29 protein-coding genes and 1 pseudogene are annotated in these 23,775 nt (G+C 34.9%); 6 read left to right on the top strand and 24 right to left on the bottom strand.

The annotated features are described in order from the left end of the window. Positions 1–650: 650 nt before the first annotated feature. From RUH74_RS10455 to RUH74_RS10405, 11 genes and pseudogenes are all read right to left on the bottom strand, one after another. Positions 651–1,139 carry a CBO0543 family protein gene (locus RUH74_RS10455; protein WP_313800247.1) on the bottom strand — a complete coding sequence of 163 codons (489 nt, stop codon included), beginning with the start codon at positions 1,137–1,139 and terminating at the stop codon, positions 651–653. A 175-nt stretch (positions 1,140–1,314) separates the two neighbouring features. Further along, positions 1,315–1,941: a sporulation-specific diadenylate cyclase CdaS gene (gene cdaS, locus RUH74_RS10450; protein WP_313800246.1), complete on the bottom strand. Its 627-nt coding sequence runs from the start codon at positions 1,939–1,941 to the stop codon at positions 1,315–1,317. Between the two features lie 381 nt (positions 1,942–2,322). Continuing rightward, the gene (locus RUH74_RS10445) at positions 2,323–2,646 is read right to left on the bottom strand and encodes a 2Fe-2S iron-sulfur cluster-binding protein (protein WP_313800245.1); all 324 of its coding nucleotides are present in this window, start codon (positions 2,644–2,646) and stop codon (positions 2,323–2,325) included. 222 nt (positions 2,647–2,868) lie between these two features. Then, positions 2,869–3,474: an alpha/beta hydrolase gene (locus tag RUH74_RS10440; RefSeq protein ID WP_313800244.1), complete on the bottom strand. Its 606-nt coding sequence runs from the start codon at positions 3,472–3,474 to the stop codon at positions 2,869–2,871. Then, a complete protein-coding gene (locus RUH74_RS10435) occupies positions 3,474–4,418 on the bottom strand; it encodes a ring-cleaving dioxygenase (protein ID WP_313800345.1) in 945 nt (314 codons plus the stop codon). The genes RUH74_RS10440 and RUH74_RS10435 overlap by 1 nt, the downstream gene beginning before the upstream one ends. Positions 4,419–4,453: 35 nt before the next feature. Further along, a complete protein-coding gene (locus RUH74_RS10430) occupies positions 4,454–5,062 on the bottom strand; it encodes a flavin reductase family protein (protein ID WP_313800243.1) in 609 nt (202 codons plus the stop codon). A 27-nt stretch (positions 5,063–5,089) separates the two neighbouring features. Next, a complete protein-coding gene (locus tag RUH74_RS10425) occupies positions 5,090–6,028 on the bottom strand; it encodes a ring-cleaving dioxygenase (protein WP_313800242.1) in 939 nt (312 codons plus the stop codon). Positions 6,029–6,321: 293 nt separating this feature from the next. Then, positions 6,322–6,915, bottom strand: a complete 594-nt coding sequence (locus RUH74_RS10420; RefSeq protein WP_313800241.1) for an NADPH-dependent FMN reductase — start codon at positions 6,913–6,915, stop codon at positions 6,322–6,324. A gap of 169 nt (positions 6,916–7,084) precedes the next feature. Further along, on the bottom strand, positions 7,085–7,516 hold the full coding sequence (locus RUH74_RS10415) for a MarR family winged helix-turn-helix transcriptional regulator (protein ID WP_313800240.1): 432 nt from the start codon (positions 7,514–7,516) through the stop codon (positions 7,085–7,087). Positions 7,517–7,588: 72 nt separating this feature from the next. Continuing rightward, positions 7,589–8,114: pseudogene (locus RUH74_RS10410) on the bottom strand (YceI family protein). Positions 8,115–8,402: 288 nt separating this feature from the next. Next, complete coding sequence (locus RUH74_RS10405; RefSeq protein ID WP_313800239.1) at positions 8,403–9,041, bottom strand: NAD(P)-dependent oxidoreductase; 639 nt, start codon at positions 9,039–9,041, stop codon at positions 8,403–8,405. 205 nt (positions 9,042–9,246) lie between these two features. On the opposite strand from RUH74_RS10405, the gene RUH74_RS10400 reads away from it, so the two are divergent. After that, positions 9,247–9,681, top strand: coding sequence for an Rrf2 family transcriptional regulator (locus RUH74_RS10400; protein WP_313800238.1), 435 nt, complete (start codon positions 9,247–9,249; stop codon positions 9,679–9,681). A gap of 147 nt (positions 9,682–9,828) precedes the next feature. On the opposite strand, the gene RUH74_RS10395 is transcribed toward RUH74_RS10400, so the two are convergent. The 5 genes from RUH74_RS10395 to RUH74_RS10375 form a co-directional block, all read right to left on the bottom strand. Beyond that, on the bottom strand, positions 9,829–10,410 hold the full coding sequence (locus tag RUH74_RS10395) for a DUF4256 domain-containing protein (protein WP_313800237.1): 582 nt from the start codon (positions 10,408–10,410) through the stop codon (positions 9,829–9,831). Between the two features lie 210 nt (positions 10,411–10,620). Continuing rightward, a complete protein-coding gene (locus RUH74_RS10390; protein WP_313800236.1) occupies positions 10,621–11,277 on the bottom strand; it encodes an ABC-2 transporter permease in 657 nt (218 codons plus the stop codon). Next, complete coding sequence (locus RUH74_RS10385) at positions 11,261–12,130, bottom strand: ABC transporter ATP-binding protein (protein ID WP_313800344.1); 870 nt, start codon at positions 12,128–12,130, stop codon at positions 11,261–11,263. Before RUH74_RS10385 ends, RUH74_RS10390 begins: the two co-directional genes overlap by 17 nt. A gap of 11 nt (positions 12,131–12,141) precedes the next feature. Continuing rightward, the gene (locus tag RUH74_RS10380; RefSeq protein ID WP_313800235.1) at positions 12,142–12,516 is read right to left on the bottom strand and encodes a GntR family transcriptional regulator; all 375 of its coding nucleotides are present in this window, start codon (positions 12,514–12,516) and stop codon (positions 12,142–12,144) included. Positions 12,517–12,737: 221 nt separating this feature from the next. Beyond that, positions 12,738–12,950: a DUF6366 family protein gene (locus tag RUH74_RS10375; protein WP_313800234.1), complete on the bottom strand. Its 213-nt coding sequence runs from the start codon at positions 12,948–12,950 to the stop codon at positions 12,738–12,740. 178 nt (positions 12,951–13,128) lie between these two features. Between RUH74_RS10375 and RUH74_RS10370 the strand changes: the two genes are divergently transcribed. Continuing rightward, positions 13,129–13,647, top strand: a complete 519-nt coding sequence (locus tag RUH74_RS10370; protein ID WP_396229993.1) for a DUF2243 domain-containing protein — start codon at positions 13,129–13,131, stop codon at positions 13,645–13,647. A 64-nt stretch (positions 13,648–13,711) separates the two neighbouring features. Beyond that, positions 13,712–14,452 carry a cytochrome c oxidase assembly protein gene (locus RUH74_RS10365; RefSeq protein WP_313800343.1) on the top strand — a complete coding sequence of 247 codons (741 nt, stop codon included), beginning with the start codon at positions 13,712–13,714 and terminating at the stop codon, positions 14,450–14,452. A gap of 201 nt (positions 14,453–14,653) precedes the next feature. Here the strand turns inward: RUH74_RS10365 and RUH74_RS10360 are convergent, their stop codons facing one another. Together RUH74_RS10360 and RUH74_RS10355 are read right to left on the bottom strand one after the other, a co-directional pair. Further along, entirely contained in the window at positions 14,654–15,445 is a 792-nt protein-coding gene (locus RUH74_RS10360; RefSeq protein WP_313800232.1) for a hypothetical protein, read from the bottom strand. 52 nt (positions 15,446–15,497) lie between these two features. Beyond that, positions 15,498–15,629 (bottom strand): hypothetical protein, encoded by a 132-nt coding sequence (locus tag RUH74_RS10355; RefSeq protein ID WP_313800231.1) that lies wholly within the window; start codon positions 15,627–15,629, stop codon positions 15,498–15,500. A 168-nt stretch (positions 15,630–15,797) separates the two neighbouring features. Here RUH74_RS10355 and RUH74_RS10350 point away from each other — a divergent pair, with 168 nt between their 5' ends. From RUH74_RS10350 to RUH74_RS10340, 3 genes are read left to right on the top strand one after another with little or no spacing between them, the layout of a single operon-like run. Then, positions 15,798–16,346, top strand: a complete 549-nt coding sequence (locus RUH74_RS10350; RefSeq protein ID WP_313800230.1) for a sigma-70 family RNA polymerase sigma factor — start codon at positions 15,798–15,800, stop codon at positions 16,344–16,346. A gap of 3 nt (positions 16,347–16,349) precedes the next feature. Next, positions 16,350–16,784, top strand: coding sequence for a PadR family transcriptional regulator (locus RUH74_RS10345; protein WP_313800228.1), 435 nt, complete (start codon positions 16,350–16,352; stop codon positions 16,782–16,784). After that, complete coding sequence (locus RUH74_RS10340) at positions 16,781–18,109, top strand: FtsW/RodA/SpoVE family cell cycle protein (RefSeq protein WP_313800227.1); 1,329 nt, start codon at positions 16,781–16,783, stop codon at positions 18,107–18,109. The genes RUH74_RS10345 and RUH74_RS10340 overlap by 4 nt, the downstream gene beginning before the upstream one ends. A gap of 159 nt (positions 18,110–18,268) precedes the next feature. Here RUH74_RS10340 and RUH74_RS10335 read toward each other — a convergent pair whose 3' ends face one another. From RUH74_RS10335 to RUH74_RS10310, 6 genes are all read right to left on the bottom strand, one after another. Next, a complete protein-coding gene (locus RUH74_RS10335) occupies positions 18,269–19,288 on the bottom strand; it encodes a DUF3231 family protein (RefSeq protein WP_313800226.1) in 1,020 nt (339 codons plus the stop codon). A 349-nt stretch (positions 19,289–19,637) separates the two neighbouring features. Next, a complete protein-coding gene (gene cypC / locus RUH74_RS10330; protein ID WP_313800225.1) occupies positions 19,638–20,888 on the bottom strand; it encodes a CYP152 family fatty-acid peroxygenase CypC in 1,251 nt (416 codons plus the stop codon). A gap of 74 nt (positions 20,889–20,962) precedes the next feature. Beyond that, positions 20,963–21,961 (bottom strand): glycosyltransferase, encoded by a 999-nt coding sequence (locus tag RUH74_RS10325; protein ID WP_313800224.1) that lies wholly within the window; start codon positions 21,959–21,961, stop codon positions 20,963–20,965. A 152-nt stretch (positions 21,962–22,113) separates the two neighbouring features. Then, a complete protein-coding gene (locus RUH74_RS10320; protein WP_313800223.1) occupies positions 22,114–22,368 on the bottom strand; it encodes a spore coat protein in 255 nt (84 codons plus the stop codon). A 13-nt stretch (positions 22,369–22,381) separates the two neighbouring features. Continuing rightward, positions 22,382–22,567 carry a hypothetical protein gene (locus RUH74_RS10315; protein ID WP_313800222.1) on the bottom strand — a complete coding sequence of 62 codons (186 nt, stop codon included), beginning with the start codon at positions 22,565–22,567 and terminating at the stop codon, positions 22,382–22,384. Positions 22,568–22,831: 264 nt separating this feature from the next. Then, positions 22,832–23,617, bottom strand: coding sequence for a class I SAM-dependent methyltransferase (locus RUH74_RS10310; protein WP_313800221.1), 786 nt, complete (start codon positions 23,615–23,617; stop codon positions 22,832–22,834). Between the last annotated feature and the right edge of the window lie 158 nt (positions 23,618–23,775).

The raw sequence follows: 23,775 nt of genomic DNA, 5'->3' as shown, positions 1-23,775 counted from the left end.
GTAAATTTTAATTTAGTTCCTTGCTTATGAAATCAATCGATTTACGTTACTCTTCCTTTTTTTAATTAGGATACTTTTTCATCCAATCAATATCACATATTAAAAGAATGCTAAAGTATTAATTAACTAGAAAGCGGATAGTAAACATCTGCCGATTATTAAGATAAGTATAAGATATGCCAGATTTAAAAAATTGTCAACAAGATTACCTTTATATCCGATTTCAATTGTATTCAACTTTATATTTTAAGCTCAACATACTGGGGAGTTAATCGTGAAGATTATGAAAGTGAAATTGATATTTTTCTGATGGAAAAATGAATTAAAGTAAAAAATGCAAAAATAAAAAGAATAACTGTTATTGCCTTTAATACTAGGAATACTCCTTATGATAGCCATTATAAAATATGCCATACCGCAGAAAAAAACAATTCCTAGTCATGGAATTAGAAACTTCATTGGATGCCAATTAGGAAAAAACGATATACACCAATTATTATAGGTGAGCACATAAGATTGATTGTAACGAAAAGTTAAACAAACAATATTTCTTTATTAAGTTGACCTTTTAACCAGTGACCAAAGCCCGGAAAAACTATACAAAAAGAAAATAGCTTCTAACTTATAAGTTTTTTTGATAAAATCAGCCTTTAATTTTCATTTACAGTTTGCTTAGCTTTGAATTTATCAATTATCTTTAAAAACCCAACTAACCCTCTAATCGTAAATAAAGTAAAACTGACACTAGCAAAGGTATGAATAGATGACCATTTTTTCCATTTAAATAATCTTGTATTCCTTTCCATAAACCATTGACCAATACTCATAGGAACACTAAAAATCAAACTTTTAAGCAATATCTTCAAAAACTTGTCATTGTATGAAATTTTCACCCAAACAACACTTAAAATTGGGAAAAATAAGATATCATAAATAATATTTGTTTTGAAAATTCTTGAAAATGGACGTACCGGATATTCAACTCTGTTAGTTCCAACAACATAAGCATCAATAAGAGTTGCAATGACTCCTTTTGAGAAAAAAATCACGAGATTCTCTCTCACTTTTGATCCCTTAAATAAAAATGGCAATGAAATAAAGCATAGAAATGTAAGTAAATTTAACAGTTTTTTCTCCATAAATAACATCCTCCAAAAGAAATTGATACTATTACAAATTCCTAACTCCATAAATTTTTTTAGCAAAGTAACTTTAGGTTAGAAATTATAAAACCCCTACCAATAATGTTCCCTTGCAAATAAATTCAATTCCGTTGTCTTTTTCATATTATTTTCAAAAAGGGCTTTTGTGGACTTAGAAAACAATGGGCTGAGTAGTGTTAATTGGATATAGTTTCCCGTTTAAGGCAAAAGAAATTTTTCCTGTTTCCTCGGAAACAACAAGAGCGAGGGCATCACTTTGTTCAGATATTCCAATAGCAGCACGGTGGCGTGTTCCAAGTTTTTTTTCCCCAAATACTTTATTAGTTAAGGGCAGAACATTTGAGGCCGAAACAACAGCGTTTCCTCGGATTAAAACAGCCCCATCATGGAGCGGATTCCCAGGGTAAAAAATCGATCCCAATAACTTGGGTGTTACTGTTGCTCCAATTGCTGTACCTTTTTGGATAATAGATTCAATAGAATCACCGCGCTCCACTACTATCAATGCCCCATGTTTTAGATTTGAAAGGTGCTGAACAGTAGAAGACAAAATATTATGTGTGTCAGTAAAAGCGGATAAATAACAATCTAAATAATAGGAGGCTGCTGTAGATTCTAGTGAATTAAGCTCATCTTTAACATCTTCTAAACTTCCCAATACACAATAGCTTTCATTACTTAGTATTTTTAAATTTGATTCCAGTAGATGAATGAGGTGTTTAATTCCATTTTCTAAATTCTCTTTCATGGGTGAAAAATCACAATTTTTGTTATCCATGAATGTCCCTCCATCTCATGATTAGTAAAATCCTTAAAAGTAAAGTTAAATGACTATGTTATTTTAAAGTGTTCCCTCGGTTTGTTTAATACATGACATGTACATTGCGTTTTTTTAAAATAATTTCATTTCCTTATTTTTATTTTCAAAACAAATAAAAAGCTAATCGTTTGTTTCCGATTAGCTTTCAAATTGGGCTGGGTATAAATTATATTATAACAATAAACGAACACCTCTCTAAAAAGGGTTGTTTTTTGCTTTATTCTATTAAAAGTGTGTCCAACTTTTTTATATAAGTTTAAAAATTTTCACTTAATAATTTGTTAACTAAAAAAAGAACTGTTTTACAGAAACTATAAATAGATTATATATTTTCATGTTTTATTCAGCTGGTCTAGGACCCGGATCTAAGCCGGAATTCTGCTTAGTCATAACCGGACGAATAGTTAAATCACTGTTTACACGAATTTGACAAGATAAACGTAAATAATCATCGACTATATCCTTCTCAAAAAAAGCATTCTTTTCTATTTTTGTTATATCAAAAATGTCGCCTTCTAGGACCTCTACTCTGCAAGTTGTACACTTAGCATTACCTCCACAACGGTGCAATATACTCACACCAATATCCTCTAACGCTAACACTAACTTTTTCCCTGACTCTACTTCAAATGTACCATGACCTAAGACAGTGATTTTCGGCATCCTGTTCCCTCCAAAACATAAATAGAACTTATTATTCTCAGTTATACAATACTGCGTTAGGAATTTGGTTTGAACATAGAATGGCTCCTTTTGAATTTGCTACTTGTAAGTGAATCAATACATTTAGTGTAAGTGAATCAACATAATAATATAAAAGGTAAGTATCACCAAATTATTCAGGTCTTTAATTGGGGAATCCCCAGGTTACTATATGAAAAAATTTCAATTCATTTTTAAATACCACTCTCGAGCTTTTTCTATTTCGTTCATGGTCAATTGATGGCCTCTATTTTCCCAATGAAGTTCTACGTTCGCATTCGCTTTTACTAGTAAATTTTGTAATTCCACTGATTCCTCTGGTGAACAGATTGGATCGTTTGTTCCTGCCGCGATAAAGACGGACTTCCCAGATAGGTCTGGAAGTTCAATTCCTCTTCGTGGCACCATTGGGTGATGGAGTATCGCGCCTTTTAAAGCGTTTTGGAAATGAAATAGCAGGCTTGCTGCTATATTTGCTCCATTTGAGTATCCGATAGCGATTAAATTATCCCGATCAAATTCATACTTTTCTGCTGCATCATTAAGGAAATCATTCAATTCTTTCGTTCGAAAAATTAAATCCTCTTCGTCAAATACACCTTCAGCTAATCTGCGAAAGAATCTCGGCATGCCATTTTCTAATACATTTCCCCTTACACTTAACACACTTGCCTCATCGTCTATTCTTCCCGCTAATGGCAACAGATCTAATTCGTTTCCTCCAGTACCATGCAGCATCAAAAATGTAGGTTTTGTTGGATTTTGTCCTTTGTTGAATATGTGTTTCATTATTCATCCCCCTCTAGTATACGTACCTTCACATCAGGTAACACTTCCTCTAATTCTTCCCTTTTTGGTTCTAACCAGGATGGCAGCATCAATTTTCTTCCAAGATCGTCAACTGGTTCATCTATCGTAAATCCAGGAGAGTCTGTTGCGATTTCAAAAAGAATGCCACCGCCTTCATGAAAATACAGCGCTTTGAAGTAATTACGGTCAAGTATCTCTGTTGGATAGAATCCTTTTTCAAGGAGCAGCGCTCTCCATCTTTGGTGTTCTTGTTCATCTTTTGCTCTCCATGCAATATGGTGAACCGTACCAGCCCCCATCAAACCTCTAACAGAAGGTTTCAAATGTATGTCGATAGTATTTCCAATATGTGCTTTAGACTTAAATCTGAGAAATTCTTGTTTTTGCCCGATACAATCCAATCCTAGTACATTTTCTAAAACATCTGCTGTCTTATGTGGTTGCGCAGAATACAATACTGCTCCATTAAACCCTTTTATGGCATTTTCAGAGTGGATCTCTCCAAAACTCCAAGGATTGAAGGGACCTTCCTCCCGTTCTACCAATTCAAGATGGAGTCCATCGGGGTCATCAAATCTTAAATAGGTTTCATCGAAGCGGTTAGTGATGGTGTATTCTATATGAAACTTTTTCAATCGCTGTTCCCAAAACAAAGAAGATCCTTTGGGTATTGAATAGCTAGTAACTCCTACCTGTCCTGTACCTATTCTCCCTTTTAGCTGCTTGGCCCATGGAAAAAAAGTAATAGCTGTACCTGGTTCCCCGGTTTCATTTCCAAAATAAAGATGATAAACTTCTGGGCGATCAAAATTAATCGTTTTTTTGATAAGCCTTAGCCCAAGTACACCTGCATAAAAATCAATATTCCTTTGTGCATCATTAACCATCGCTGATATATGATGAATCCCTAGTGTATTAAGCATATTACTTTGCTCCATTTCCTCCATTTGAAAACATCCTATTTAGGTCTATCTATTTCGAAAATCTCTCCAACTTTTGCGTATGCATGTCCGGCCAATCTGCTTATAGCTGCTAGTCCCCTTGGATCAATTCTTCCTTTTTCATAAATCGCATCTTCAATATGAAATAAAACGACTTTTCCAATAAACAGATCACATCCAGGAGAATCTTTACCACCTAACTCCAAGAATTGCTCTACAATACATTCCATTCGTATTTTCGCTTCTTTTACTCCTGGAACAGATACCCTCACACTTTGAACAGGCGTTAATTTTGCCAACTCTACTTCACTTTGATCAGATGGAAGGCTAGCTGCAGTTTGATTGATTGTTTCAACATTTTGTTCATCAACCACATGGATAACAAATTCGTTGGATTCCTTGATATTTCTGGCAGTATCCTTCATTTTTCCGTTTGAGCGTTGAATGGATAAGGATATCATTGGGGGGTTTGATGAAACGATATTAAAGTAGCTAAAAGGTGCCCCGTTTAAAACTCCATTTTTCGACATCGTTGTAACAAATGCAATCGGTCTGGGGATTATACTTCCTATCAAAAATTTATAATTTTCTCTTTCAGACATAGAACCTGGGTCAATCGTTAGCAAAGTGATCATTCCTTTACATATAATAAATTAATCCAGCTCTCTCACTTCAATTGGTATCAATACTCGTTCAAGCTGTTCTCTATGCTGTTCATACTGAGTAGGCAACATTAAGCTTTCACCCATCGTTTCATGGGATTCATCATGAGCAAATCCTGGAGGATCGGTTGCAATTTCAAAAAGAATCTCTCCATGCTCTCTAAAGTAAATCGCATGAAAATAATTTCTATCTCGAACAGGAGTAACAGCATAGCCATTTTCAGCTACATATTGCTGCCAGCTTAATTGATCCTTATCATCAATGGCACGCCAAGCAATGTGATGAACCGTTCCAACTCCCATTTCTCCCCTGCCAGTCGTTGTCAATTTAAGGTCAATGATATTTCCTATATCAGCCGTGGAACGAAAACGTATAAAGTCTCCATCTTGCCCCACTACTTCCAGCCCCATAACTTTTTCTAGCAGCTCGGCTGTTTTGCTCGGCTGAGTGGACAATAATGTAGCTCCTCCAAAACCTTTTATCGCCACTTGGGGTACTATCTCTCCGAATGTCCAAGTATTATTCTCTCCTGCTTCTCTTTCCACGATCTCCAAGTGAAGACCATGAGGATCATCGAAATATAAAAACTCTTCTCCAAAACGTTTCGTCACTGTATAAGATACTTGAAATTTTTCTAATCTCTTTTTCCAAAAATCCATTGAACCCTTCGGAATTACATAGGAAGTAACCCCTACTTGCCCATCTCCAATCACTCCCTGGCTAGCTCCTGCCCATGGGAAAAATGTAATGATGGTGCCTGGCTTTCCTCCTTCATTTCCAAAATAAAGGTGATAGGTTCCTGGATCATCGAAATTGACTGTTTGTTTCACTAAACGTAAACCTAATACTCCAGCGTAAAAATCAACATTTTCCTGTGGGTGACCAACAATAGCTGTAATATGGTGAATCCCCATTGTTTTTTTACTCATTTTTTTCACTCCTAATTATCTTTATTAAATTATCGTGACAATTCACTTACAGGCTTCCTTCATTTTTCCTTTACCTTTCGCTTAATATGCCACATCATTAGTAAACTGTATTTGCTTACAGTAATAACTACAACTCATAGCGTCTTTCGTATAAGTACTGAGCAGATCATTATTAATTTTGTTTACTAATGATCTGCTCAGCCCTCATACTCTTGTAATCAAGTTATTTAAATGTACATGTGCATTAACCGTGCACATGTACATGAATTAATTTTCGCTATCGTGCTTAAAATTTATCGAATGGTGAATAAAGCTTTTGACCAAGGAATTAATTGATCTAACATTTGGTTAACTGAATCCTCTTGCACTGCCTTTGGTTTAAAGTCCGTTCCATTTTCAAAATCAGTAAATAGCGATAGTGCTGGGTGTACACGTACATCAGCCACTAATAATTCACCTAGAATGCCTCGCAAATGTTCAGCAGCACGTGCTCCACCTACTGAACAGTAAGAAACGATTCCAGCTGCTTTATTGTTCCACTCATCACGAAGATAATCTAGTGCATTTTTAAGCGCTCCTGTAATCGAGTGATTGTATTCTTGAACAACAAATACGAATCCATCTTGTTTTGCGATAATTTCTGACCAAGCTGCAGCTCCTGAAGCGTCTCCGCCAGGTTCACCAAGTAGTGGTAGTTTGTAATCAGCAATATCAATAATTGTATAGTTTGCATCACCACGTTTATCTGCTACTTCTTTTACCCATGCAGCTACTTGTGGACTCACACGTCCTTCACGTGTAGATCCTATAATAATCCCAATGTTTAATTTTGTCATAGTTTCTTCCTCCTTTTGTTTAACCCCAAATAGTTTATTTAAAAAGCCCATTTTCCTTTTTCACCTCCTTACAAGTAATTTTTCACCCAGAGTTTTATATACTTCATCTACTATAAATCCTGCCCCATTTGTTACTAGTTCAAAGTGAATAAATAATGCAATGTTTGTGAAAGATCTCTCTATTATAAGTATCTCTTATACAAGATACTTTCATAAAAAATCAGATGCTTTTTGCTCTATAACCAACTTTTTTTAATAATTTGATTGTTTGATTAATCCCATCTAAATTTAGATCAGTGAATATTTGCCCTATTTTTATAACATGTTGTGGGAAAATCTCATCCATTAATGCTTTCCCCTCACTTGTTAACACTGCATAGATAACTCGGCGGTCCCCCGGACACCCCTGGCGTTTTACATATTTTTTCTGCTCAAGTTTATCTACTACATAGGTGATGCTTCCACTGGAAATAAGGATCTTCTTTCCAATCTTTTGAATGGGTTGGTCACCTTTATACAGCAGTTCTAAGACGGAGAATTCCGTGGGATTTAATCCATAATTGGCTACATCTTTTCGAATGACTTCTTGAATGGCTTGGGAGGCACGAAGTATGATAGTTACGGCTTTTAATTCCTCACTAGCTAGATCCATTCGTATCCCTCCTTAAGACTAGTTGATAATGCTGAATTTATATATGGAAATTCAGCATTGCCTCTTAAGCAATTATGCTGGATTGACTTCAAATTCAACTTTAATTTTAATATCTTTTCCTACTAAAACCCCGCCTGTTTCAAGTGCAGCATTCCATGTTAGACCAAAATCCTCACGGTTAATTTTTGCCACTGCTTCGAAACCATAGACTTCTACTCCCCATGGGTTTGTTCCTTTCCCACCGAATTCAACATCAAACGTTACTGATTGTGTTACATCTTTTATAGTTAAGTCACCAGTTACTTTGTAATCATCACCATTTTTTGTAATGTTTTTAGATGTAAAATCAATGGACGGGTAATTTTCTACATCAAAAAAATCTGCTGATTTTAAGTGATTATCACGATCTTCATTTTTTGTGTTAATGCCTCGCTACATCAAATTTGAATTCGATTGTAGCTGTTGTTAAATCTGTTATATCATCTGCTTTTACATCTGATTTATAAGAATCAAACTGACCTTTTACTTTTGAAACCATCATATGTTTTACTTCAAATCCTACAGATGAATGTGATTGATCTACTGTCCATTTTGCCATTTTAAACTCCTCCAATTTGTTTTTATTTTTCATCTCGAATTCGAGATATATAGCGAAAAAAATAAATGCTTCTTTTTTTACTTTGAATTCATTTATCTTTATTTCGAGATAAATTTAACACATAATCTAAATCATTGTCAACTCTTTTATATGTTTTCTTAATACCTTTCAAAATCTTCTAATTGTTTTTCCTTTTTTCCTTGGAAAATGGCTTTTCAAGAAATAGCAAAATGCCATTAGCGTTCACACCCAATGGCATTTCGTTTAAATATTTCACTTTACAAAAACTTATTCTGCTTCACCGACAACTGTAAAACGTTCATTTATATGTTGTGGATTTTCAATTTCATCCAATACAGCAATTGCAAAGTCTGCATAGCTGATATAACTTTCACCATTTGAATTAACCAAAAGATGGTCTTTTCCAGATTGGTATGATCCTGTTCTTTTTCCATCTGCATCAAACAACGCAGAAGGACTTATAAATGTCCATGTAATCGTAGAAGTTTCCTGTAATTCTCGTAAATTGCGTCCTTGTCCTTTAGCAGTCGGGAGAAAGATTTCAGGAAAATCAGGTGTTTCCATTACCGTAACCGTTTTGTTCTCATCTACATAAAGGCTTCCAGCTCCACCTACAATAATGGCTCTTGTTCTGGTTCCTTTTAGTGCTTCAATTAAAGCATGACCAGCATCAACGTGTGCTTGCTCTTCACCAAGAGGGGCACCGAAGGCATTAACTACTATGTCAAACTTTTTCACATCATCAGCTGTTAGGTCAAATATACTTTTTTCTATAACCGCAACGTTTTTATCTTTAAGTTTTGAAGCATCTCTTACAATAGCTGTTACTTCATGTCCACGACTAACTGCTTCATTCAGAATAAGACTTCCTGCTTTTCCACTTGCTCCAATAATGGCTATTTTCATTTTATAGTCCTCCAATAAACTTGAATTGTAATCACTTCGATTACATGTAATCATGATAATTACAAGTTAAGCATTTGTCAACACTTTTTTATAATCTCTATTTTGTTTATTTTTCATTCATAGCTATTACCATGAATAAATACTTGTAATAAAATAAATTACAGGTGTATGATTAAGATACATGGATTAATGAAAGGTGAGAAACATGTCAATTAGTAGTCGATTTTCTGTAGGTATTCATATATTAGCTCTTATTGAGATAAATAAAAGTGGAATTAGCACCTCAGAGTTTTTAGCCGGAAGTGTAAATACAAATCCAGCTGTCATCAGGAAAATTATTGGAATGCTTAAAAATGCCAAATTGGTAAAAGTTCGACCTGGCATTGCGGGAGCTGAACTCGCAAAAGAATTATCTGATATAACCCTATTTGATGTCTATAAGGCAGTGAATGTTGTACAGGAAAAAGAGTTATTTACTGTACATGATAATCCCAATCCTGAATGCCCAGTAGGCAGGCACATCCAAAATACAATTGAACCAATATTCACAGCAGCCCAATTGGCAATGGAGAAGGTTTTAAGAAGCCTTACTTTAGAAGATGTTGTGAAGGATATTGCTACTAAAGAAAAGATCTGTTAAAAAAGGCATTCAAAAAGTAATGTCTTTTTCTTTGTTTTAACTTTTGCCTAAAAAATAATACGCCCTCCAAAAAATATTAGATAAACCAATAAGCGTTAATCATTGGAAGATTAACGCTTGTTGGTTTATTCAATTGCTATGCGAAAATTATACCCTTAACGAGCCACGGAAGCCCCTGGCACCATAGTACGAGTCTGCCCCATTGTGGTACACGAAGACGTGCCCAAAACGATAATCGCAAAAAAGGGCACCGCCGAGTTTTCTAATATCGTTGGGGGTTTGTACCCAACTTGATGTTTTCATATCGAAATTTCCAAGTTTCTGCAATGCTCGATATTGTTCCTCCGTTAAGAGATCAATGCCCATGGCAGTTGCCATATCAATTGCGCTATTTTCTGGTTTATGTTTTTTCCTTGACTCTAACGCCTCACGGTCGTAACAAACACTTCTGCGGCCTGTAGGGCTTTCCTTTGAACAATCATAAAAAATGTATTCATCCTGCTTTTCATCATGTCCAACAACATCCGGCTCACCGCCAGTTCTTTCCATTTCATGGAGCGACCACAGTTTTTCTGTATTCGCTTCCAGCTTTGCTTGGATTTTAGCCCAATCAAGACCTTCATGGCGGTTCATGTTTTTCTCAAAACGTGCTTTCAACAACCTGAGCAATTCCTCCTGTTGTTCTAGTGACAACTCTTCTTTACTGCCGGCTTTATTTTCCACTGACATGGGTGTTTCCTCCTTACTGTATTTTCACATACAAATAATTCGTTTTCTAAAAGCGTCTTGGAAGAAATCACGTAATTATTTTCTAGTAGCAATCTTCAAGTAATCCTATTTTAATTTTACCTTAAGCAAATAATTTTTGAAAACTTTTTATTTTTCTGAAGGAGTCGGTTCTTAATCCAAATGTATATTTCATAGTCCCCTCTTTTCGCTTCAAAATTCTCTTTTTTTATAAAAAGCTAGTGAAATATTATACGAGCAAATTAGAATTAGAACAAGTGGAACTGCTAATATCAGCAATAGTTCAATATCTGAGCTATTCCTAAAGAAAGAGATTATGTCCTGGCTCATCAACAGTTTATTGTTTTTATTTAAATAACTTACCAGCCCTGTTCCTCCAAAAACAAATACAAAGAAAATAAATAGGTTTGCCATTTTCGCTTTTAAAAAGCCGTATTTAAAAATTAAAGGAAACGCTATCGAGCAAAACAAGGTAACAGCAATAATAGCTCCAATAAATCCAGAAAAATTAAAAGGAATATCAAGTGGAAGGTTTAGTAAGCTTGTAATCAAATAAATTAGATAAAACCCAAGAGCGGCATATGCTGCATAAATATAAATTGACACGTATTTAGATAAAACAATCGTAGTTCTCTTGATTGGCAGACTAATAAGAATGACATCACTTTTATTCTTATCTTCTAATGCACTTGCTCCTAACACTAATTGATAGCTTATAGCCAAGACACCTACTGTCAGTCCAGCAGGGCCCATATTTGAAAGGGTGATAGTAAAAAAGATGATCAATAGAACAGATAATTTTAATGCTTTCTTTTGCATCAAAATGTCTTTTTTAATTAGATGATACATGATGATCACTCCTTCTCGTGTAAAACACCGTAATATCTTCTAGTGTCGGTTTTTCTATTATTACGGAATCGCCGTATTGTTTAATCACTGCTTTTTTATCTCTACATAACGCTTCAAATCCAAAATCGTTTTGTTTTATTCCTATAAAGTTTAATGGATTATCTATATTCAATTGTTTTTTACTGCCTTTTACGATACAGTGTTCCTCTAAAAGCTCATCCTTTGTTTTACTTAATATGATTTCTCCATTGTTAATTAATGTAATAAAATCGGCAATTTTGTCTAAGTCAGAAGTTATATGTGTTGAAAAGAATATGGATTTATTTTCATCCTGTAATAATGATTGCAGAACATCTAATAGTTCAGATCGGATAAGCGGATCTAATCCTGAAGTTGGTTCATCCATGATTAAAAGTTCCGCATGATGGGAAAGAGCAATGGCTAAAGAGAACTTCATCTTCATTCCTTTTGACAAATGCTTAATTTCTTTATTTAAAGGAAGTTCAAAGTCTTTAGCATATCTTTTAAAAATTTTTTCATCCCATCTACTATAAAATGGACGTACCATTTCTTTCATTTCTTTTACAGTTAATTCTTCGTAAAAGTAATTTTCATCATAAACAAAACCGATTCTTTCTTTAATCGAGAGATTATTTGATTCGTTATCTAAACCGAAAATTTTTATGTCACCGCTATCTTTCTTTATTAAATTCATAATAAGTTTTATAGTAGTACTTTTTCCGGAACCATTAGGACCAATAAAGCCCATTATATACCCTTTTTCAAGAGTAATATTAATACCTTTTAAAGAAAAGTCTTTATAGCTTTTCGATAAATCGGTAATTTCCATTATATTATTCACTTTTACCATCCCTTATATATGATTTTGACCATATCTTGAAGCTCTTCTAAAGTTAATCCAACCATCTTTGCTGTATCAATTGCTTCTGTCATTTTTTCTTCAATCATTTTTACTTTGGCTTCACGAAACATATTCTTGTTAATTGCTGCAACATATGAACCCTTTCCTGCCACTGTAACGATAAATCCTTCATTTTCTAGCTCATCATAGGCTCTTTTTGTTGTAATAACACTGACTTTTAATTCCTTAGATAAATTCCTAATGGATGGGAGCGGCTGAGATTCTTCTAGTTCTCCTTTAACAATTTGCTCCTTTAATTGATTTACTATTTGTAAATAAATTGGTTCATCTGAAGAATTTGAGATAATAATATTCACTGCATAACATCCCTCAATTCGTTATATCTGTATATACTCAGTATATACAGATATAACACTGTTGTCAAATTCACTCAAGTGTATTTAGCTTGTAAACCATTTAATACTGATTTTACAGCAATAAATTAAGACCTTCGTTTGTTCGAAGGTCTTAATTTATTGTTGATTTTAAGCTTATATTATAGTCAAATGCCTATTGCGCATTAGTTTGTCTACATTCTTTAGAAAATCAGTTTAAATAAAATATATCCAATGACTAAAATAATAATAAGTACTCCTGTGCCTTTCCATCCCAAACCACCAACCATATCTGCTAAATTAGTATGTTCACCTCTATTAATTCCATCTTTTAATGCACCAATCCGATTTTTTTTAAGTTCTTCTTGTCTTAATTGCTCTCTCTCTTTTTCAGGTGTTTCATGTCGATTATTCAAGCGAATCCCCCTAATGAATACCCTATTCTCCATTGATTATTATTTCCTTCATTCTTAAGTACAACTGGATAACGTCCCCAAATCGCAGAATCATTATTTCCTTTTTTTCGACCCGTTTATGATGAGAAATAAATGGAAAAAATAAGCCATATGTATGATTTGTGCGAAGGAGAAGCTGATGGCTACTGAAAAAGGGAACAAAAAAAACAATTCAGCTTATATTAACAGCTCTAAGTACAGAAAACGCGTTATATGGTCAGGTTTTTTGTTTGGAGTTGGTCTAGCAGCTTTTATAGATGAGACTATTTTTCATCAACTATTGCGCTGGCATCATTTTTATGATAAATCCACAACCGATATTGGACTTATCTCCGATGGGCTGTTTCATGCTTTTAGTTGGTTTGCAACCATTGGTGGATTGTTTATTTTTGCTGATATCCGCAGACGAAATGCAATGTGTCATAAAAGATGGTGGGGAGGCATTTTCCTTGGTACAGGTGGGTTTCAGTTGTACGATGGGACAATCCAGCATAAACTTATGCGAATTCACCAGATTCGGTATGTTGAAAATGTTTTCGTCTACGATCTAATATGGAATATACTGGCTGTTTTTATGATCATTATTGGTCTGATCTTTGTTGCTAGTAGACGAAGTGGACAGCACTTTAGAAAGGCTGCTGCACATGATCACGAATAGACCTATTCATCCTCCGGATGGTCCCAGTTTTGATCATGCATTTGGTTTCATTTCTCAGCTTTTCATGGCTCTGCCATTTATATTGGCTTTGGTAATGTATCTTCTTGCAGTACTGCATACAAATAGGCAATACAAGTCGTGGCCGATATACCGTACTATTTGCTGGGCTTTCGGCGTTATCTTTGCTATTTTTACAGTTGCTGGTCCCCTGGCTAACCGTGGTTATACAGATTTCACAGCACACATGTTTGGTCATTTGCTTTTGGGAATGCTTGCTCCATTGCTTATGGCATTGGGTGCGCCAATCACACTTGTACTCCGAACGCTAAGCGTTCCCTTAGCGAGACGGCTTACAAAAGTTCTAAGAAGTTGGCCATCGCGTATATTTACCCATCCACTTGTTGCAACCTGCCTAAATATAGGAGGTCTTTGGTTATTTTACACTACTAGCCTATACTCACTTATGCATAAGAATATTTTTTTGCATCTTGTTGTGCATTTCCACTTCTTTTTAGCTGGTTATTTATTTACAGTGTCAATAATCTATATTGATCCGATTCCCCACCGGATTCCTTTTTTGAATCGTGCAATTGTATTAGTTGCTGCTATAGCTGGACATGGAATTCTATCAAAATACATTTACGCTCACCCTCCTGAAGGAGTCCTGTTAAAACAAGCAGAAATTGGAGGCATGCTTATGTATTACGGCGGAGATGTCATTGATATTGTTCTAATCTTCATCCTTTGTTTGCATTGGTTTAAAGCAACTCGACCTCATACAGGTCTTGGTATAAGTCTGAAGTGAAGGCATGAAACGAACTCGGTATTTTTTATCTTGAAGATGAAAGCCTCATTTTCCCATTGTAAGAAAAGTAAAGTGCACCCTATAGAGTAGACACCAAAAATATCTACCTATAGGGTACTTTTTAAAGAGACATCAGGCTTTTTTAGGAATATACTAATCAATTAATATAAATAGTAGATTAAAAAATATTCACATTAAGGACTAGTTTATTTTCCATTTAACATCAAATTTCCCTTTCAAATGATCTCCTGTGACTATTAACTTATATACGCCTCTTTTTTTTGCCGTAAATTGGATGGTGTTCGTATCCTTATTATCATATTCATTATCTGTCTTTTCTAATTCGTTCATGCTTACCAATTCCCCATTACTATCTGAAATATGATACCCATACCCGCCCTCATTCAATTGGTCAAAGGATATATGACATGTTACTACGTCTCCCTTTTCCAAATCTATCGGAATCCCGTGCTTTCCATTGAAACGCTCAAACTCTGCTGAAAATGATGATATGGTCTTTTCCTCGATCCATTCTTTTTTTGTAGTAAAATCAATTAATCCTATACTTAATAGTAAAGGGAAAACTAACAGTGCAATCCAAACGAGTGACTTTTTTTTCTTAATAAAATAGTAGCTGATTGTATAAATAAACGCACATAATGCACCAACACCTCCGGCAATCAACGAGAACAAATGAATACCCATAAATGGGAAAAACACAATGAAACCAGCTAAACAATGTAAAAGAATGCTCGTCTTGAATGTGAATTCTATCCATTTATACCCAACTAAATCGATTAGTACGGTCGCTACTAGCGCATACCCGCATATTAATCCCCAAATATTTATATTTGATATATATTCCGTAAACTCATATAAATCAAATTCAGAACTCAATATTAAATATATACACATAATAAATACTAACAGCCCAAGCGCTGCAATTTTATTAATTATGTACGTTGCCACATTGCTGTAAAATGTTCTTTTCAAATTAAATAATCCTCCTATGACCTTCGCTTTTCTTTACTTGATGAAGGAATAATTAGATTAACATGTATTTTTTAATTTCCACAGTTTGAGTTAATGGTAAATAAAATTCTTTCCGCTCCCCTAAAGCTGGAATAGCTAAGAGTGTAGCATCGCTGTTTGTGTCCCCATAAATTTCATTAATCATAATATTTTCCTCTAGATATCGAAATTTTCTTTCTTTTATTATACAGAAAAATTACAAAAGAATGATAGGAAGTTCCGATTTCTCACGATCCTTCTGAAAAAGAATTTATCTTTTTTCAAACCCAAATGATGGCAGCTTCGTCTAAAATGTAGGAAGAGGTGATACTAGATGAGTGAGCTAGAGCATTTGTTGGTGACAGAGGAAGATTTGGATGATAAGGAACAGATCATTGATCAATTAATGCACGAATATAGCGACGATATTCTGCATCTTGTCTATACATATGTAAAAAATCGAGTGGTTGCAGAGGATTTGACACAAGAAATATTTATAAAGTGCTATGAAAAATTAGATCAATTCACCCGCAGGTCTGCGATAAAAACCTGGGCATATCGAATCGCTTGTAATCATTGCAAGGACTATTTAAGGAGCTGGCATTATCGTAAAATCACGCTAAACGAGAAGATCTTGGATTATTTCCCATCCAAATCCGTTCATGTTGAAGAGGAGATTATCGCGAAAAATGAAGAAGAAAGTTTGACTCAAGCTGTCATGAATTTACCTGTTAAGTATAGGGAAGCCGTTTTTCTCCATTATTATGAGGAGCTGCCATTAGCAGAAATCAGTAAGGTGACTTCCGTAAATATAAATACTGTAAAAACTAGACTAAAGCGAGCGAAAGAGTTACTTAAGGACATGCTGATAAAGGAGGGTTAATCAATGGACAACCGATTCAATAATCTAAAGAAAGCTATGAAACAAACTGCCTTTAACGATCTTACGTTTTCAAGTGAGCGGAAAGATGCTGTGAAGGAAGCTATAAAAGGAAAACAGTCTCAGCTAAATCTCCATTCATGGAAAGAGTCAACCATTATAGCTGTTTTAGAAACAGTTCAACGTGAATCAAAGCATGGGTACGCTATATCTACTCTTCTTTTTCAAAAAAATGAATTTTGTTTCCAAAATAATGAAGGACAGCTCTATACTCTTTTACATCTGCTAGAAAACAAAGAAATTCTTTCTTCAAAGTGGATAAATGAAAAAAAATATTATTCTTTGACTACTAGAGGAAAAAAATATGTTGCTGCTTATAAACAAGGGAGCACAAAGAAACTTTTATCGCTAAAACATTTAATGGAGGAGGCGTCCTTATGAGCTCTTCAAGATTTGAAGAATTTTTAAGTAAAGTTACATCTAAAGTGAAATCCAAAGAAGCTCATGCCTTAATAAAGCAAGAGCTTACTACTCACCTAGAAGAGTTAAGCCAATCCTATCAAAAACGGGAATTTTCAAAGGAAGAGGCAGAGGAAAAGGCGATAAAGGATATGGGAAATCCCTTTACAATCGGAGACCATTTAAACCGCCTACATAGACCAAAAATGGATTGGGTTCTGATTGTTTTATTTATGATAATTGCAGGTATTAGCTTTCTTCCACTTATTGGCGGTGTCCCTGAAATGGCAATCTTCAATACTTTCTTTATTGGACGGCAAGCGATCTTGTTCACACTTGGAGTAATAGTAATGGCAGGAATGATATTCTTTGATTACAGGAAACTTATGAACTGGTGGATGCTTATATATGTGAGCGGTTTAGTTCTACTTGTATATACAAATTTATTTGGTTATACAACTAATGGGGCAAAAACGTGGATTTCTTTTTTGGATTTTAGAATGAATGTAACAGCCCTTTCCTTATTTCTATTTTACCTTGCATGGGCTGGCATCATTAACAAAGTAAATACGTTTACTAGTTTGAAGAAACAAGTATTCCTATTTTTTCTAATTTGGATCCCTAGTCTTTTCTACATGATGCTTCCTAATATTATGTTTAGTATCATATACATTTTTTGTATTGCAACTATGTTTGCGTTTTCTCAAGTTCAGAAAAAGTTAGCTATTAGGATAGGACTGGTTAATATGGCAGCAGGTGTATTTTTTTTAAGCACGATGATCATATCCCCTCGCAAAGACATTTTTTTTACTAGACTTTCTGCTTTTATTAACCCAGATGCAGATCCAAATGGATCAGGATATATGTACATTTTGGTTAAAGAAATCTTTTCTAAATCTGGATGGTTCGGTCATGGGCTATACAATGACATAAATATCCAAAAATTCCTCCCAGGAGCACATACAGATTTTGTATTCCCTTATCTCGTTTATTCACTCGGCTGGTTATTTGGAATGATTCTTTGTTTAATCTTAATGATATTTATTCTAAGAGTATCAATCAACACATTTAAAACAAAGGATAAATTTGGGAGGTTGTTAGTGATCGGCGGTGCAACATTATTCGCAATTCCTGCTTGCTGGAATATCCTTATGGGCATTGGGGCTGTTCCAATTATGGGGGTTTCCCTCCCCTTTATTAGCTATGGAGGAAGCATGTTACTGTTTTACTCTGCTATACTAGGTCTTATTCTGAGTGTGTACCGTAGAAAGGATATTATCCTGCCGACAATCACATCATTAAAATAAACCTTGGCTTTTTTGAATGGAAAAGCATGATATGAAAATCGGTATGTGGAATGAAAGACTGTCATTCATTTATGAATCAAACATAAAAATAATGAAGGGAAACCATAGTAACATCATGGTTTCCCTATTGTTATTTGTCATAGCTTGGAAAATGTTTCGTTATTTTTTGTTATTTATCAGTTTGTTTCTATTTGTCACTAAAGGGGGCTGTTCCAGCCACTTCTTCTCCACTACTACATCAAAAATTTCCTTTGCGTACAACATAACCTCTGCAATGATTTTACTATATTGAGCCGTAAGATCGGTTCTCATGCTAACTGACATTGCATGAGATATTAAGCTAATATCTACGGAATTCAATACATTGATCATAGAAAAAATAAGCTTATCTGAGAATGGTGATAATGTAGAATCAGTTACTTCCATGCCAACGGTCACTGTCCCAAGAAGCTCCTCCTCCATTAGTAAATTATTGAAGAAGGAAATTTGCTTTTCACTAATCGCTTTTCCCTTCATAATTTGTTTTTTTAAATCCTTTTCTTTTACGACCTGAGCAAATGCAAGCATAATAAGTATTGAAAAGTAATTTCGTTCAATATTAAAAAAAATTTCGGATAATTCAATGGCATTTAAGGGACGTTTTCTGCCTATTATTCCAGATATAAAGGAATCCTTCTGGACAAATTCTATTTCTTTAGGATAGTTCATTTTAGGTGGTCGATCATAAATGCCTTTGGACAACATCATCTTGACTGCTTTACCGAACATTTCAGTAGACGTATGAATACACTCGGTAAAAAAATCAAGCACATCAAGCCGAACATTGTTTGATGCAGTATAGCTATAATTAATCATACCCAACCGATTCATCATATAAATATAACTTAGAGTAAACACATCATTAAATAAAGGAGGGGCAGATAAATTCACATCGCTTTCTGAAAAAGCAGCAGGCAATGGAAAATTTTCTGCAAGGAATATTTTTTTTATTTCCTCTAATCGGACTTGTGAAATTTGTAGTGCCTCTTTTGCTAATGGAATAATTTCCTCGTCTTGAAGGTGATGTAAAAAATATTTGAGAAAACAGGAACTCATGCTTTCTTGTAAATAAACACCCCAAAGACCACCAATTTCTGTACAAGACAGTTCTATATTTACTTTCTTTTTTTTAGATTCCATTGGGTTAATCCTCCCTCCTCCATCTTTAATATCCGCCTTTTCTCTTCTTAATATATATAAATTTCCCTTTAAGATTTTGTTTATACAAAAAGCCACGTTTCACCCATAGTTTCTGTGTTTTGTCATGTGCAAAACATGAATGATCTGTGCGATTTCAATCAATGAAATTACCAATTTCGTCACTAAAGTTCAGGGCCAATATTATTTTGTATCAAAAAAATCGAGTGCGAGGTAAAAAAACCGCCATACAAAAAAGTAAGGCGGTTCACCCTGATAATCGATAATGTTACTGATTCATTTGAGCAATCTGTTAGAATAAAATCGAAAACTAAACGTTTGCTAATAATGATTATATGACATGATTAATCACTATTCTACTATGCGGAATACTTGGCATGCTGACCAAACTGTAGCTTAAGTCTTGTTCAGGAAGCTCATAATCCATTTGGTTTACCAAATAGTCAAGACTGACTTTCATGACTTCAATAGTTAGCCATTCGCCGGCACAGCGATGACCCATAAAGTAATCACCGCCCCCTTGGGGAATAAAATCATAAAGAGTTAGTTCCTTGTTTGCGAATCGTTCAGGATTAAATTGATCAGGGTTATCCCAAGTGCTTGGATCATGATTTGTACCGTAGAGATCTAGCAAGGTTAATGTGTCTTCTTCAAATGTATAGCCCTTCCATGTAAAATCCTTTTTTACTAAAGCAGATACAAAAGGAAAAAAAGGATAATATCGCCGTACTTCTTGTATAAACAATTCAGGATAATTTTCATTATCGGATTTCAGTTTTTTTCTCTCTTCCGGATAATGATGCAAGGCCAATGCTAGAAAATTAATGTAAATGGCGATCGCCACTATCGGCCGCAAAATATTGATAATCTCAACAGCTACAGTCTCTGTGTCAAGAAGAGTTCCATCGAGATTACGGTGCCATATAAATTTATCTAGTACAGAATTTTTCGGAGGATGCACTTTTCCGCTACGAACCTTATCAACGAGCTCTCCAACCCACTTTTCTACTTGATTTCGTGCGTTTCTCCCTTTCCAATGATTGGGTCCAACTTTAGTAACCGACTCGAACATTGCTCCTAAATCTTTGGATAACTCAGTTACTTCTTCTTCTGGAAGAGGTACGCCTGCCCATTGGCAGGCTGTTCGGCTCAAAATTTCTTGTACTTCATCATAAAGGATTACTGCATCCATTTGCCTCCATTTATTTACCGCAAACTGCCATTGTTCCTTTGTGACGTTAATCAGTTTTTTTAATTGATCATGAGTCATGATTGACATAAACATTTCCTTACGCAGCTTATGCTCTTTATCATCTAAACTTTGAACCCCATTTTTTCCAAACAATGTTTGTACTGCCCGATTAGGTGCTGCATTTTTTCTTTTGAACTTTTCAGAGTCATAAAAAATCTCTGCAGCTTCCTTCCCTCCCATACAAATTACTTTTTTTCCAAATAAACGGGTCTCAAATATATCAGAATGAAAGCTGCGCCGCCTGTTCAAAATATACATATATCCTTCTCTCATAAGGCTCAAGCTATGATCTATCCCCTCTTCACGAGGGATGTAATTCCTATTTGACATAGAATTCAACTCCATTTTGTTTTGAGTAATACGATTATTCTTTGTCATTCTTACTCGTTTACTCACAAAAAGAACTACTTAATCCACTCATTAAAGAATTTGCGGTAGCCGTCTTTCATCACCGTATTTGAAAAGGCATCAAATGCATAATCACGATTTTGCTTAGATGCTTTAATTGGAACTGAAGCAGCCATATTTACTAGCTCAAACCAGTTCTTTTCGTTGCCGGAGAAGGAATGCTGTGCACTGATATGATCATAGCAGGGATGCTCGGGTTTAACGACAATTTTTCCCATAGCCAAGCTTTCAGTTAATGGCATTGCAAATGTGTCAAACTTTGAGCAGCTCCAATATACCTTGGCAGAATTCATCAAGGTGAAAATTTCATCTTGAGATAGTGCAAATTGTAGTTTGACATTGCTTGGAATGTGATATTTTTTCATGCTTTCTCGATAGCGCTCGCCGCCAAAAACCATAAATACTTCTTTATCAGGGTTTCTCCGAGCGTACTCAATCACTATATCTGGTCTTCTGTTTTCTTCATCCCTGCCAATCCAAAGGATTCGGTTATCTACAACTTGAGATGGATCATAGTACTTATTGGCAAGTGTTTCATTGAATCCAATCGGAATAACTGTCACATCATGTATACCAAAATGACGTGCCATTTCCCTTTTCAAAAATTCCGTTTGAACGATTGCTTTGTCAACAATTTGATAAAATGGCTTCATCATCTCATACCCTGTTAAAGCGGGATCCGGAAAACTATGTGGAAAAAGCACGCTATTTTTTAAAAACATTTTTAAATAGGTAAAACCCGATACAGTGTAAATTACATGCTCAATTTTTTGTGAATATATTTGATCTAGTACGATGTCATAGTTAACGAGATCTCCTTTTTCATGCTCGTATCCTGGAAGCCAGTCATAGCCACTCACATGCCGTTCCGGCGAAATAAAAATAATTTCAATACCAAGCTCTTCTCCAATCGCTTTGAGACGTTCAGCAAAGATTCGTGGACCTTGTGCCTCCGTAAATTGTATTTTCCTCATTACTAACCCTACTTTTGTCATTGCTTTACCCCTTATCAGTTATTAAACATATGTTGTCATTGAATAGTGTTATTTTACCATAATAATAAATAGATTATATTTACCTTCTTCATTAACAGCAAAAATCCACTTGCTTGAAATAGGAAACAAGTGGATTTTTGCTGTTTTTACTATTATTGACCAGAAGTTAACTCTGTTAGTACTTGTTGAATTTCCTCTTGCGTGGCTGTCTGTGGTGGCTTATAATCTCCTTTTTGCAGAGCATAATTATAAACAGTTCGCTGCCTAGACTCATCGGCATTTCTTAATTGAACCAATGTTTGTCTTAACTCTGCATTATTGGCATCACTAATATAACCTGCATAGCTTTTTAAACTCGCATTTAATCCATTTAAATAATCATTTACGATATCTTTATCCTGAAGCACATTAAATTCCTCCTTATTGTAAAAATGTTAAAAGCTGCTGCTGTGCTGTTTTTGCTGCCTGAGCATCTCTTTGCAGGATCGTTTTTAACTCTGGATCCATAGCTGATTGAGCATATGCTTCTAATTTGTTAGCGATCATCCCATGTTCGCCAATCATTTTGCGCAAATTTTCCACTTCTGTTTGAGTTAACGATTGCATTATGTTTTACTCCCCTTTCGAAAGTATTCAAATTTAGTTTCTCCATGTAAATAAATGTAATTCTTCATTTAATTAATAAATGAAAAAGAGGCTGAGACAAAAGGTTTTCAGTAAATGAAAAAACCGAACTATTATTTGAGACTCTCTTTTAGAGCTTCAGAGTAGTTCGGTTTTTGTTATTTTTCACGTGTTTAGTAAAGTATATTATTCGGATTTAGAAGTGGATAATTAAGTTTTGTCCCAGTCTCTTTTTCTATCTGCTGATTATTGCTTCTCCATGATCATACTAATCGCTCCCAGGTACTTCTCATATTTCTTAAAAGTACCATGCATATCTTCTATTCTTTTTCTAGCATCAGGATTCACCGCAATATTTTTTACGATCGTTGCAAATCCCCTTAGTCCTTCATCCTGAATCATCCGCTTCTTTTCTAATAAATGCATGGGCCGCATTTCGATGATGATGACATTAAAGCCTTTATTTTCAAAAAGAGATTTCCATTCAAATACAGTCAGCGGTTTAGCATTTACACGAATAGCATTTGCTAAATCACGGCGAAGCGTCGATTTTAATTTTTCATCAATGTGATTTGGATTTAAACAGAGCTCATGAATCCCATACCTTCCACCCTTTCGTAAGATTCGATTTGCTTCTTCGATAATCTCCTCTTTTTGCTTAGTTGATTGCATTGTCAGCATTGCTTCTCCGTATAAGACATCAACCGATTGACTCGGCAGTTTTGTATATTGAGCATCACCAATAATACAAGTAGCATTTTTTGGAGGCAGGTACTTAATTACCTGTTTAGCAGCATCATCATTTTGTTCAATGGCAATATAAGATTTTGGCTTTTTCTCTAGGACGATTTTTGCAGTTACTCCCAAACCAGGAGCAAATTCCGCTACATCATCTTCTTCTGTTATATGTAAGTGCTCGAGCATCTTTTTTGTTAGTTCAATCCCACCAGGACGCAGGACGCGTTTACCCATTTTTGCGAGTACCCAATGACCAGGCATTTTGGAAAAATCCGTTTGTATAATTGAAGTCAAAAAAACACTCCCTTCACTTATTGATAATGATAATTGTTATCAATTAATATTATATGTATATCCTAAACTTTATGTCAAGTGAATCTTGCGGTAGTTTTTGTTAAAAAAGAGGCTGGGACAAAACCCACCTCTGAAATGAAAAAGCCTTTGAAATTTTA

The organism is Cytobacillus sp. (assembly GCF_032154635.1).
Taxonomy (GTDB): Bacteria; Bacillota; Bacilli; order Bacillales; family Cytobacillaceae; genus Cytobacillus.
This window is presented reverse-complemented; position numbering and strand designations above follow the sequence as displayed.

Coding starts and splice junctions, on each gene's coding strand:
- RUH74_RS10455 (WP_313800247.1), bottom strand. CDS start 1,139: ATGGAGAAAAAACTGTTAAATTTACTTACATTTCTATGCTTTATTTCA.
- cdaS (WP_313800246.1), bottom strand. CDS start 1,941: ATGGATAACAAAAATTGTGATTTTTCACCCATGAAAGAGAATTTAGAA.
- RUH74_RS10445 (WP_313800245.1), bottom strand. CDS start 2,646: ATGCCGAAAATCACTGTCTTAGGTCATGGTACATTTGAAGTAGAGTCA.
- RUH74_RS10440 (WP_313800244.1), bottom strand. CDS start 3,474: ATGAAACACATATTCAACAAAGGACAAAATCCAACAAAACCTACATTT.
- RUH74_RS10435 (WP_313800345.1), bottom strand. CDS start 4,418: ATGCTTAATACACTAGGGATTCATCATATATCAGCGATGGTTAATGAT.
- RUH74_RS10425 (WP_313800242.1), bottom strand. CDS start 6,028: ATGAGTAAAAAAACAATGGGGATTCACCATATTACAGCTATTGTTGGT.
- RUH74_RS10420 (WP_313800241.1), bottom strand. CDS start 6,915: ATGGGCTTTTTAAATAAACTATTTGGGGTTAAACAAAAGGAGGAAGAA.
- RUH74_RS10415 (WP_313800240.1), bottom strand. CDS start 7,516: ATGGATCTAGCTAGTGAGGAATTAAAAGCCGTAACTATCATACTTCGT.
- RUH74_RS10405 (WP_313800239.1), bottom strand. CDS start 9,041: ATGAAAATAGCCATTATTGGAGCAAGTGGAAAAGCAGGAAGTCTTATT.
- RUH74_RS10400 (WP_313800238.1), top strand. CDS start 9,247: ATGTCAATTAGTAGTCGATTTTCTGTAGGTATTCATATATTAGCTCTT.
- RUH74_RS10395 (WP_313800237.1), bottom strand. CDS start 10,410: ATGTCAGTGGAAAATAAAGCCGGCAGTAAAGAAGAGTTGTCACTAGAA.
- RUH74_RS10390 (WP_313800236.1), bottom strand. CDS start 11,277: ATGTATCATCTAATTAAAAAAGACATTTTGATGCAAAAGAAAGCATTA.
- RUH74_RS10370 (WP_396229993.1), top strand. CDS start 13,129: ATGGCTACTGAAAAAGGGAACAAAAAAAACAATTCAGCTTATATTAAC.
- RUH74_RS10365 (WP_313800343.1), top strand. CDS start 13,712: ATGGCTCTGCCATTTATATTGGCTTTGGTAATGTATCTTCTTGCAGTA.
- RUH74_RS10355 (WP_313800231.1), bottom strand. CDS start 15,629: ATGATTAATGAAATTTATGGGGACACAAACAGCGATGCTACACTCTTA.
- RUH74_RS10350 (WP_313800230.1), top strand. CDS start 15,798: ATGAGTGAGCTAGAGCATTTGTTGGTGACAGAGGAAGATTTGGATGAT.
- RUH74_RS10345 (WP_313800228.1), top strand. CDS start 16,350: ATGGACAACCGATTCAATAATCTAAAGAAAGCTATGAAACAAACTGCC.
- RUH74_RS10340 (WP_313800227.1), top strand. CDS start 16,781: ATGAGCTCTTCAAGATTTGAAGAATTTTTAAGTAAAGTTACATCTAAA.
- RUH74_RS10335 (WP_313800226.1), bottom strand. CDS start 19,288: ATGGAATCTAAAAAAAAGAAAGTAAATATAGAACTGTCTTGTACAGAA.
- cypC (WP_313800225.1), bottom strand. CDS start 20,888: ATGTCAAATAGGAATTACATCCCTCGTGAAGAGGGGATAGATCATAGC.
- RUH74_RS10325 (WP_313800224.1), bottom strand. CDS start 21,961: ATGACAAAAGTAGGGTTAGTAATGAGGAAAATACAATTTACGGAGGCA.
- RUH74_RS10315 (WP_313800222.1), bottom strand. CDS start 22,567: ATGCAATCGTTAACTCAAACAGAAGTGGAAAATTTGCGCAAAATGATT.